An 11,088-nucleotide genomic window follows, 5' to 3' on the forward strand; every position below is an offset into this window, starting at 1 on the left:
CTACACCTATGATTTTAGCAATAAAGCAGATCACAATAACCTTTTTACTGGTTGCCTTTACTAGTCAAGTCTTTAGTAATAATTTATTCAAAGACCCACCCACGAAAAAATCCAAACCGAATATTATTGTTATAATGGCAGATGATCTTGGATATGCTGATGTGGGCTTTAACGGATGTACTGATATCCCAACTCCAAATATTGATCGTATTGCAAAAAACGGAGTTGTTTGTACTAATGGATATACAACCTATTCTGTTTGTGGACCTAGTAGAGCGGGATTTATTACAGGGAGATATCAGCAACGTTTTGGTTTTGAACGAAACCCCCAATACCGTCCTCACGACCCAAATATGGGACTTCCAAAATCAGAAGCAACCTTGGCTGAAACCTTGAAAAAAGTCAATTACACATCAGGAATTATTGGTAAATGGCATTTAGGTGCTGATATAAGCAATCACCCTTTGAACAGAGGATTTGATTTCTTTTTTGGTCACTTAGGGGGTGGACATAATTATTTCCCTGAAAGTTTGAATATCCAAGATAGTTACTCGGCTGAAAATGAAAATCAAAGTTATAAAACTTGGATTTTAAAGAACCATACTCCTATTCAAACAAAAAAATATTTGACCGATGAATTTTCAGATGAAGCTGTTTCATTTATAGAAAACAGTCAAAAGAAACCTTTCTTCTTATACTTATCGTATAATGCACCGCACACCCCCTTGCAGGCTTCAGAAAAATATTTGAAAAGATTTCCAAACCTGCAAGGGAAACGCAAAACGTACGCAGCGATGGTAAGTGCTGTAGATGACGGTGTGGGTATGGTTCTGGACCAACTAGAGAAATTGAATCTTGACGAAAACACTTTGGTTTTTTTCCTATCTGACAATGGTGGTCCTGAAACAAAAAACGGCTCGAATAACGGCCCGCTAAGAGGTATGAAAAGTTCCGTTTACGAAGGAGGTTTTAGAGTTCCCTATGCGGTTCAATGGAAAGGCAATATTCAGCCAGGCATCTATCATGAACCGGTGTCTTCTTTGGATATTTATGCAACAATTGCAGCACTTTCAAAAGCTCCAATAAAAAAGAAGAAACCACTTGACGGCACCAATTTAATTCCTTTTTTAAATGCTACACAAAAAGGCAAACCACATGAAAATATTTATTTAAGAAAATTTGACGGGAAATTCCATACCATTAGAAATAACAATCTAAAACTAGTAATCAATGGAAAAACATCGAAAAAAGAGCTTTATAATTTGAAAGATGATATTGGGGAAACAAAAAATATTGCCAATAAACATCCTAAAGATGTTGAACGCTTGTCTCAATTAAGCCAAGAATGGGATTCGCATTTAATTGATCCAATATTCCTAGGTTTGATTCATACAAAAGAATGGCAAAAAAAACTACAACGAAAGAACAAAAAAAACTAAAACCCTCTTATACAGCTACTTAAAACTACCTAAACAATTCATTTAAGGCTTTAGCACAATTCTTTACAACAAGAATAACGCTAAAGCCTTTTTTAATCATATTCAATACAAGAAAGCATGAATTTTTATGCTATGAAAATAAAATTTTATGCTAGCTAGATTTAATTATCTGCAACAGATTATTGTTGTTTCTTAATAGTTTTAGACGAATAAACTAACCACAATTAAAACAACTTTTTATGAAAACAACATTACTTTATGCCTTTTTAATTTTTAGCAGTTTGATTAGCGCACAGATCGATTTAACCACTCCATATTTGCAAGATTTTGAAGATGTAACTATAGAAATAGGTGATGATATCACAGTAGACATAACTCCAAGTTTTGAAGATGAAATCACCATGAATGTTGATGGAACTGTAACAAGTGTTATCGCTGTTGGAGCCAACACAACAAAAGTAGCAGCAACGTCGGCAAACTTCCCCAATAGCGGACTTAAAAATCATTATTTTAACTCACCTGCTTTTTCATGTACCCCTGGAGATGCTTATACCATATCTTATGATTTGAATGCTTCGAACGGTAAAATAAACTGTAGACTGGCAACCTCTACAGACAACACTACTTATGATCAATTGGACACATCAGATGTTCAAACCACAGCTTCTGTGGGTACCGTTAAAGAAAGTAACCATCAAGTTAATATGGGTAACAATACGAGCTCAACAGTTACCATGGTTTTTACTGCTCCTATAGGAAGTACAAGTTTTAAACTTAGGCTATATCAATTTGGTACTAATTCTTTTGAATTTGATAATTTATCAGTGACCAAAACACCTTCGGCTTCGGTAGAAAGTATTCAACGAAAACATATAACTATCGATGGAAATATCATAAAGAACTTCGTGAGTTTTTTTTAGTGAAATTCCTATTGAAAAGGTAGAAATTATTTCTATCTCTGGGGTTAGAGAAAGTTTAACTTCAAACGGTAACAACAATTATGATATGAGTTCCTATGCTAGTGGCATGTATATCATTAAAACTACTTTAAGCAACAATACTATGGAATGTTTTAAAATCGTAAAAATATAATAAGGTTTGATTTGACTAAGGCGCACCATCTAAAATGGTGCGTTTTCATTAAAAAAAACATTCAGAAAACTCATCAATATTCCAAAATAAAAAGTAAAATCTCTAGTTTGGGTAATTTGCAAGCTTCGGTTCACAAAAATATTTATTATTTTAAACCCTATAAATATTTTAGTCCTAACTTGCATGAAGCAGATTTTTAATTTCATCTTCTTTTTTTCAACCCTCATTTCCTTTTCACAGGAAATGCAGCAAAAATATTTATATGAGTACATTTCATACCAACAAGGACTCTCTCACAACTACGTATCTAAGGTAGTTAGTGATTCTCTTAATGTAAAATGGATCGCTACCGAAAATGGTATCACCAAATATGATGGCACCAGTTTTTCTTATATCCAACCAGGTTCAAAATACCCTGAACTGACAAATGAAAATATTGAAACCCTTTTTGTAGATAGTCGTAATAACTTATGGATCGGAACCAAAACTGCGGGTTTAGCACACTTAGATATAAAAAAACACATTCTTACCTCATACAATCACATTCTCTCAAAAAACAAAAACGATTCTTTTCGGATAAAAGCATTTGAGGAAGATGATAATGGGCATATCTGGGTTGGAACACAGGAAAATGGAATCTTTGTTATTGACCCCGTAAGTTCCAAACTTTCCAAACACCTAGAAACAAATGCAATACGTTTTCTAAAAAAAGACAAAGAAGGAATTATTTGGTACGGTCAAAATTGGAACATAAATAACTACAACCCCAAAACAAAGGAAGCTAAAACTTACTATTTAGGATTCTACCCCTCTACTTTTTTAGAAGATGTAGATAGAAACTGCTTTTGGCTGGGTACCGTGGATAATCACAACCCACATGCCTTATATAAACTAGACAAATCCAACTATAAAATCTCGAAAATTAAGACAGGCATATCTGCTTCATTCACTTCCACTTTATTTTTAGATGATGACAATCAAATATGGATTGGAACTTGGGGACAAGGATTATATGTGTCAAACAACGAGGTAAACGCCTTTAAAAAAATGGATTTGGTATATCCTTCCAACACTAAAAAATCGACAAATTATGACATTATCCTAGATATTCATAAGGATAAAAATGATGTCATATGGATTTCATCTGACTTTGGAGGAATCGTAAAACTTTCAAAAAATAAAGGTTTCTATAATTTAAACGGATTTGTCAGCAATCCTATTTTAAAGGAAGGAATCAACATTCAAAGCATTCATCAAACTAAGAATAACGTATACCTCGGAAGTTTGAGAAGTGGATTGTTTTATGGAGAAGATATCTCTAAAATGAAACAATACCCTTACTGGAAAAACAATAAAATATATGCTGTTTATGAATACAACAACATGGTTTTAGTGGGAAATAAAAACCAGGTCATTTTTTCTGACTTCAAGCATCATATCATAAAAAAATTCAATATCGCTCAAGCGACTGCTTTTTTACCTATCTATAAAAACCGAATGTGGATTGGAACACAACAATCAGGGATTTTTTTAGTGAATTCTAATGATAAAATGCCCAATAAAAAATACAGACGCTACCACACAAAAAATGAAAAATACAGACTCAATAGTAATAGAGTTACATCAATCATCAAAGATGCAAACTATAATTTTTGGATAGGGACCTATAATGGATTACATCTTTACAATAAAAAATCTGAACAATTCATTCATTTTTCTGAACTCCTTGATGAAAAATTACCCAATATTGTAAATGTTTTATTCTCTGACAGTAATTATCTATGGCTAGGTACCCCAGATGGTCTTTATAAATTACATTTCGAAAATAATAGACTTAAAATACTTGGCAAATATAACAAAGAAATCAATGGCCTAGAAAATGATTTTATCTGTGGAATCACCAATGATCCGAATGGGTTTTTATGGCTCAGTACAGCCACCAATCTTATTCGATTCAATCCATACGATGATTCATTTGTTAATTTTGGAAGAAATGAAGGTGTCCGCACAGAATTATTCAACCAACGAACTTTAGTTAGAACAAAAAACGGCTCACAAATATTTGCAGGAGGAACAGACAACCTTACTTTTTTTAACCCAAAAGAAATTCAACCCAACCCCCCCATCAAACAATTGCTTTTCAGCAATTTAAAAATAGAAAACAAAAATGTTACGGCGGGTGAAATTGTACATAACTATACCGTACTCTCAAAAGATTTTAGCTATACTTCAAACATTGATATAAGCCATACAATCAAATCTTTTTCGATTTCTTTTGGAACGACCAACTTTAATGAAAATTCTCATTTAAATTATAGATATAAACTTGAAGGTTTGGATACCAAATGGAATGATCTAAAATCTAAAAACGAAATCAATTTCATTGGATTACCTGCCGGGAAATATAACTTAAAAGTTGCCGCTTCCTCCAATTTCAAAGACTGGTCGCTACCCGTTACTATGTCCATCAATGTAAAATATGCCCCTTGGGCAAGTCCATTTGCTTACTTTTTATATCTTCTAATATCCTTATCTATATTTGCTGGTTTTGTCTTTATCATAATGAAGCAATATAGATTAAAGGACAAATTATCCAAAGAGCAAGAATTAAGCGAAGCCAAATTTACATTTTTCACGAATATCTCACATGAGTTTAGAACACCTCTAACCTTAATATTAAGCCCTTTGAAAGAATTAATTTTAAGAAAAGACCTGCAAGCTGATTTAACAGATAGTTTGGTTACCATGGAAAAAAACGCTGACCGTTTGCTTAATCTAATCACGCAATTATTGGATTTTAGAAAAGCAGAACATGGTTTGTTACAATTATCAGCAAGCAATGGAAATTTTGCTAAATTCTCCGAAGAAGTGTTCCTTTATTTTAAAGAGCAAGCCAGATCTAAAGACATTAAATACACGTTTCAGACTAGCAAGAAAGAAATTCAATTTCCTTTTGATAGAAACAAAATGGAAATCGTTTTGTGTAATTTAATTTCGAATTCTTTAAAGTATTCCAATAAAGGAGACGCTATACAACTGTACATTTCTCAAGAAAATAATGAATGTATCATCAGTATAAAAGACACCGGAATCGGAATGACTAAAGATGCAGCTAATAAAATATTTGATCGTTTTTACCAAATTAAATCCACCAACACCTCAAATATTTTGGGAAGCGGTATTGGTTTGAGTTTTACAAAAAAAATAATTGAATTACATAATGGTTCTATTGACGTTGTTTCTAAACTACACAAAGGGACAGAGTTTATGATTAGAATCCCTCTTACAGCGGAAAACACGGCTAAACTTCAAAGCGTCACATCTGAAGAAATCAAACGTTATAAATCCATTGACGAACTTAAAAACCTACAAGTAGGTTCCAAAGAAAATACGGTTCTTGTTGTGGATGATAATGATGATATTAGAAATTATTTGAATCAACTTTTAAAAACAGAATACAATATATTAACTGCTAAAGATGGTGTGGAAGCTGTTGAAATAGCGTCTTCTGAAATTCCAGATTTGATTCTCTGCGATATCATGATGCCCCGAAAAGATGGTCTTGCGGTGAGTAGCGAATTAAAGTCTCAGATAACTACATCTCATATTCCAATCATACTTTTAACAGCACGTTCCTCTAACATGTATGAAATTCAAGGTTTAGAAACCGGTGCCGATGATTTTATCACCAAACCTTTTGATCCTCAAGTAGTAAAAGCAAGAATTTCAAGTGCGTTGCAGAATAGGACAAAAATCAGAGAATATTTTTCTAACAAAGTTCGTTTTCAACCAAGCTCAACAGAATCGGAAACACAAAATCCTGAAGATATATTTATTGAAAAAGCTATTCTGTTGGTTGAAACCAATTTAAATAATGAAGATTTTAATATAAAAATGATGCAGGATAAATTATTTATGAGTCAATCCTCTCTTTATAGAAAAATTAAATCTTTGACAGGATTATCACTTACAGGGTTTATTAGATCCATTCGATTAAAAAAGGCTGCAGAATTAATTCTAACTACCAATGACAAATTGAGCGTTGTTTCTTTACATGTAGGATTTAATGATTATAAATATTTTAGGGAATCCTTTAAAAAACAATTTGGTTGTTTGCCTTCTGATTATAGAGATGAGAAATCCTCCTAACTGATATTTCACCTATGGAAACATGTCAAATATTTTCACAAAAACCCATCAAATATAGCAAAGGAGTTAATTCAAAACCCAAATAATTTTCTGTTTTTTACAACATTCTCAATAATTACAAAAACACGTCTCAGGCCTTTATTTATATACAAGTAGCCTAAACACACCCCCTAACTTTGACGAAATAGACCTGTCATATGACTGATATGGTTTCACAAAAATTTAACATTCCCTCATAAATTTGTAAACACAGTGGTTTATTTAATACACTGTTCCAAACAAATAAAAACAAGGTAATGTTATTCAAACAAATTACATATATATTTCTAACATGCTTCTCTCTAAGTTGCCTAAATGCACAAGAGAAACCCAATGTATTGATGATTGTATTAGATGACCTTAACGACTATATTGGTGTCATGGGAGGTCATCCTCAGGCCCACACTCCAAACATAGATCGTTTGGCTTCTCAAAGTGTTTTGTTTAAAAACGCGCATGCAAATGTCCCGGTATGTTCTCCGTCTAGAGCCAGTTTTATGAATGGTATATCACCGGTAACTTCAAAGTATTGGGGCTTTAGCGATTGGACCAAGAACGAAATATTGATGCACTCTAAATCCATTCCAGAATATGTAAAAGACAACGGATATAATGCTTATCAAACAGGAAAAATATTTCACAAAACTAAGCCCAATGTATGGACCGAAATGGGAGCTATAGCAGATTATGGTCCCTTAGCATATAATGGTAAAAAAACAATAATCCACCCCAGCAATCCATCAGAAATGGGAGCATTAGGAGCGTTAGACGCAACCTTTACCTCCCTAGCTGATGTTCCCAATGTAAAAAAAACAGATACTGCACCAGGTTATAAAGGCTGGTACAATATTCACTGGAAAACAAAAGGCCCTTTTAAATACAATAGCGAAACAAATAGAGATTTATTAACCGACGAAAAAAGTGTCCTTTATTTTAAAAACAAAATAAAAGAACTCGCAAAGAAAAACTCTAAAACACCCTTTTTTATGGGCATTGGATTTATCAGACCACATACACCGTTAGTAGTACCCCAAAAATATTATGATCTATTTCCCCTAGATGAAGTTCAAATTCCGGTTCTAAAAGAAAACGATAAAGACGACACAAAACTCCAAGAAAATAGTTTAGGAAAAGAACCTAGGGGAAGAATGGCTTTTAGAACATTAACAGAAGGATACTCCTCAAAAGAAAGGGCACTTCAAACTTATATACAAGCATATTTAGCGAGTGTTGCTTTTGCAGATGCCATGGTAGGACAAACCTTAAATACCTTAGAAGAGAGTAGCTTTAAAGACAATACAATTGTCATTTTATTTAGTGACCATGGCTATAACATGGGCGAAAAAGACTATTTATTTAAATATTGTTTATGGGACAAAACAACTAGAGTACCCTTAATTATTAGAGGACTAAACAATGAAAAGAACGCAGGAAAAACGGTAAACCATCCTGTTTCATTGATAGATATATACCCGACGATAAAAGAACTATGCAAACTTAAAGGAAGTACGCTTATCGACAAAAAAGGTGCAAAGTTAGATGGACATAGTTTGGTTCCCTTTTTAAAAGATCCTCTCACAAAAAAATGGGATGGTCCTGATACTGCTCTGACTATCATTGCTAGTTGGAAATCAAAACATCCTAAAGAACAGCACATCGCTGTCAAGTCTGAAAACTATAGATACATCCGTTATGCCAATGGAGCGGAAGAATTATACAATCACATAACCGACCCCTATGAATGGAATAATCTTGCAAAAGATTCTAAGTTCAAGAAAACCAAAGAGAAAATGGCTAAAAGCCTAAAAAAGCAACTAAATCAATAACCTTTAAAATTATCTATTATGGAATTAATATATAATCCTACCAAGAAAAATGATTTTCAATCTTTTTATTCTGAACGTCGAAAAACCCCATATTATGGGGGTGACTGGCATTACCATGAAGAATTTGAACTTATATACACTATCAAAGGAGATGGTGTAAGAATTATTGGAGATAGCATGGATTATTTTGATGACCCAGAATTAATTTTAATGGGTAAAAACCTACCCCATGTATTTAGAAATGATAGTATTTCTAAAAATGAATCTGTAGATTATATTGTCATAAAATTTTCAAATTTATTTGACGGTAATTCTGTATTTGATTTGCCTGAAATGGTAAAAATAAAACAATTATTAGCTAGATCAAGCAGAGGTATCAACTTTTCACAAAGCACCATACGCAAAGTTGGAAAAATTTTAATCAATCTAGAAAAAGCTTCTGGAGCAGAAAAAATATTGAATTTATTACAAGCTTTAAATCTTCTTTCTGAAGAAGAAGATTTTGAGTATCTGTCTAGCCCTAATTTTATAATTAATGAATCTGAAAAAAAGGACAGAATACATAATGTAATCAATTATATTTCTGAAAACTACGCCAAGGAAATTACCTTAGAAGATTTGGCTGAGGTATCTTTTATGACCACCAATTCTTTCTGTAGATACTTTAAGAGTAAAACGGGTAAAACAGCCTTTGAATTTTTACGAGAGTTTAGAGTTGCCAAAGCGAGTCAAATGCTGATCAATGGTGAGAAAAGCATTTCACAAATTTGTTTTGATACCGGTTTCAATTCTTTTTCTAGTTTTAATAGAATCTTTAAAAACATAAAAAAAGTGTCTGCTGGAGTCTATAGAAACAGTTATGCTTCTGCCTTAGCCAATTAGAGCTATAACAGCAACTTTACAAACCTTTTATTCCTAAGTAACTAAAGATTTCTATCAATCATAAAAAAGCCGTAAACAATCAGTTTACGGCTTTTTACTTTCATTCCATCTTTTAAATCCTGTAGTCAACGATATGCTCCGCTTCTTGAATGGATTGTATGTAAGCTACTACTTCATCGTGTATAGGATAGTTGGTATATGCCCAAAAGGTATCCCTATTTTCAAAAGTAGAAACCAAACTTACATCAAAAAAAGAAGCCCCGTAATCTCCTATATTTATGGCTACTTCAAAATCAATTATTTCTGATATATGATCTGGTAAAATCTGTAGTCTTCTTTTTACTTCCTTAGAGAGTTCATAGCAATTTTCCCCTCCTACTGAATCTTTTAACTTCCATAACACTACATGTTTGTACATAATTTATAATTTTGAATGAGATAAAAAAAAGCTTCCATCAATTACAATGAAAGCTTTTAACCTAATAAAAACCTGAAACTAATTTTTTATTATTTTCTTCAAAGAAACACCACCATTCAGGTTCGTCAATTTGACAACATACACACCTGGTGCTAAAGAAGAAACATCTATGTTTTTTACATTTGACTGCAATACTTGAATAGATCGTCCCATTAAATTAACTATTTCAACAGAAGTAAGTTCCTCTTCTGTTTGGATACTCAGAACATTTGCTACCGGATTTGGAAACACACCAAATTGAAAAGAATTTTGATCAATGGTTGTTGCCGTAGGTGCCACAGCAATACTAAAAGCATCTACTCCCATTGGAAGTCCAGATCCATTGCCATGGTTTAACGTTACAGTAGTCCAAATATTAGCATCTATTGTAAATAACAAATCTGTTTTAACCCAACCATTGTCCGTATTATCAACAGTTGAAGTTGCTAACTCCCCATTACCTGTAGATACTTTGATTGTTCGAGTTCTTTTCCAGTTTTGATCCGCATCAATTTTTGTATAAACCGTCATAACATAATCATTTGCCACTAAAAAGACTCCATATGTAGGAGTAACATCATTCCCTGTAATCCCCATTTTACTTCCCTCAAACGGCGTGTAAAAACCAGTTCCATCAGACCCTAAGAATGAATTGCTGTCCCAAGCCCCCCATGCCGTATTAGCGACTAAATCATATCCATCAGTATAGCTTTCAAAGTCATCTGTTACTTGAGCTTTTACGGAATAAGTAAAAGCAAATAATACTAAAATAATTGTGTAATTTTTTTTCATTTCTAATGTTTTAAGTTGAGTTATAAAATTAATCCAACTTGCTACCATTTTTATGCTAGCAATTATCACAAAAGTTTCAGATTTTAGCAAAAAAACTCCTTCAGAGCTGAAGGAGTTTTATCAAAAGTTAAGAATTCTATTTTTTTACAAGTTTAAAATTATCTACAGAAATTTGAACATCAGGTTTCCATCTATATACTTGGAAACTTACATTTGTCTTCCCTTTTTTCACTTTAAAAGAGATCGTATGTAAAGTCCACTCTCCTTCTTTGGGTTCTTTTATTTCTTCCTTTCCATATGAATGTGTTTTATCCTTACTTCCCGAAGAAACCTTTACTGAATAATTCCCTTTCCAGTTAGCACCACCCGTACCATCCATTTTTACAGCCACTGTAAACTCATATTTTTCACC

9 protein-coding genes are annotated in these 11,088 nt (G+C 32.9%); 6 read left to right on the forward strand and 3 right to left on the reverse strand.

All coding sequences use genetic code 11. From position 1 onward, the window contains the following. Window positions 1–8: 8 nt before the first annotated feature. The 6 genes from P8H68_RS13825 to P8H68_RS13845 all read left to right on the forward strand — a co-directional run bounded on the left by P8H68_RS13825 (window position 9) and on the right by P8H68_RS13845 (window position 9,427). Window positions 9–1,439 carry a sulfatase-like hydrolase/transferase gene (locus P8H68_RS13825; protein WP_300326443.1) on the forward strand — a complete coding sequence of 477 codons (1,431 nt, stop codon included), beginning with the start codon at window positions 9–11 and terminating at the stop codon, window positions 1,437–1,439. A 239-nt stretch (window positions 1,440–1,678) separates the two neighbouring features. After that, a complete protein-coding gene (locus P8H68_RS13830; protein WP_300326446.1) occupies window positions 1,679–2,359 on the forward strand; it encodes a hypothetical protein in 681 nt (226 codons plus the stop codon). A 10-nt stretch (window positions 2,360–2,369) separates the two neighbouring features. Continuing rightward, window positions 2,370–2,531: a T9SS type A sorting domain-containing protein gene (locus P8H68_RS14575; protein ID WP_366144951.1), complete on the forward strand. Its 162-nt coding sequence runs from the start codon at window positions 2,370–2,372 to the stop codon at window positions 2,529–2,531. Between the two features lie 243 nt (window positions 2,532–2,774). Continuing rightward, a complete protein-coding gene (locus tag P8H68_RS13835; RefSeq protein ID WP_300326449.1) occupies window positions 2,775–6,680 on the forward strand; it encodes a hybrid sensor histidine kinase/response regulator transcription factor in 3,906 nt (1,301 codons plus the stop codon). Between the two features lie 380 nt (window positions 6,681–7,060). Continuing rightward, window positions 7,061–8,545 (forward strand): sulfatase, encoded by a 1,485-nt coding sequence (locus P8H68_RS13840; protein ID WP_300326451.1) that lies wholly within the window; start codon window positions 7,061–7,063, stop codon window positions 8,543–8,545. An 18-nt stretch (window positions 8,546–8,563) separates the two neighbouring features. Next, a complete protein-coding gene (locus tag P8H68_RS13845; protein WP_300326454.1) occupies window positions 8,564–9,427 on the forward strand; it encodes an AraC family transcriptional regulator in 864 nt (287 codons plus the stop codon). Window positions 9,428–9,539: 112 nt separating this feature from the next. Here P8H68_RS13845 and P8H68_RS13850 read toward each other — a convergent pair whose 3' ends face one another. The 3 genes from P8H68_RS13850 to P8H68_RS13860 form a co-directional block, all read right to left on the reverse strand. Further along, window positions 9,540–9,845: a Dabb family protein gene (locus tag P8H68_RS13850; protein ID WP_300326457.1), complete on the reverse strand. Its 306-nt coding sequence runs from the start codon at window positions 9,843–9,845 to the stop codon at window positions 9,540–9,542. Between the two features lie 78 nt (window positions 9,846–9,923). Further along, window positions 9,924–10,676 (reverse strand): T9SS type A sorting domain-containing protein, encoded by a 753-nt coding sequence (locus P8H68_RS13855; RefSeq protein ID WP_300326460.1) that lies wholly within the window; start codon window positions 10,674–10,676, stop codon window positions 9,924–9,926. A gap of 136 nt (window positions 10,677–10,812) precedes the next feature. Next, on the reverse strand, window positions 10,813–11,088 hold a 276-nt coding region (locus tag P8H68_RS13860; protein WP_300326462.1), incomplete at its 5' end, for a hypothetical protein.

This window comes from Flavicella sp. (assembly GCF_029238425.1).
Classification (GTDB): Bacteria; Bacteroidota; Bacteroidia; order Flavobacteriales; family Flavobacteriaceae; genus Flavicella.

Coding starts and splice junctions, on each gene's coding strand:
- P8H68_RS13825 (WP_300326443.1), top strand. CDS start 9: ATGATTTTAGCAATAAAGCAGATCACAATAACCTTTTTACTGGTTGCC.
- P8H68_RS13830 (WP_300326446.1), top strand. CDS start 1,679: ATGAAAACAACATTACTTTATGCCTTTTTAATTTTTAGCAGTTTGATT.
- P8H68_RS13835 (WP_300326449.1), top strand. CDS start 2,775: ATGCAGCAAAAATATTTATATGAGTACATTTCATACCAACAAGGACTC.
- P8H68_RS13840 (WP_300326451.1), top strand. CDS start 7,061: ATGATTGTATTAGATGACCTTAACGACTATATTGGTGTCATGGGAGGT.
- P8H68_RS13845 (WP_300326454.1), top strand. CDS start 8,564: ATGGAATTAATATATAATCCTACCAAGAAAAATGATTTTCAATCTTTT.
- P8H68_RS13850 (WP_300326457.1), bottom strand. CDS start 9,845: ATGTACAAACATGTAGTGTTATGGAAGTTAAAAGATTCAGTAGGAGGG.
- P8H68_RS13855 (WP_300326460.1), bottom strand. CDS start 10,676: ATGAAAAAAAATTACACAATTATTTTAGTATTATTTGCTTTTACTTAT.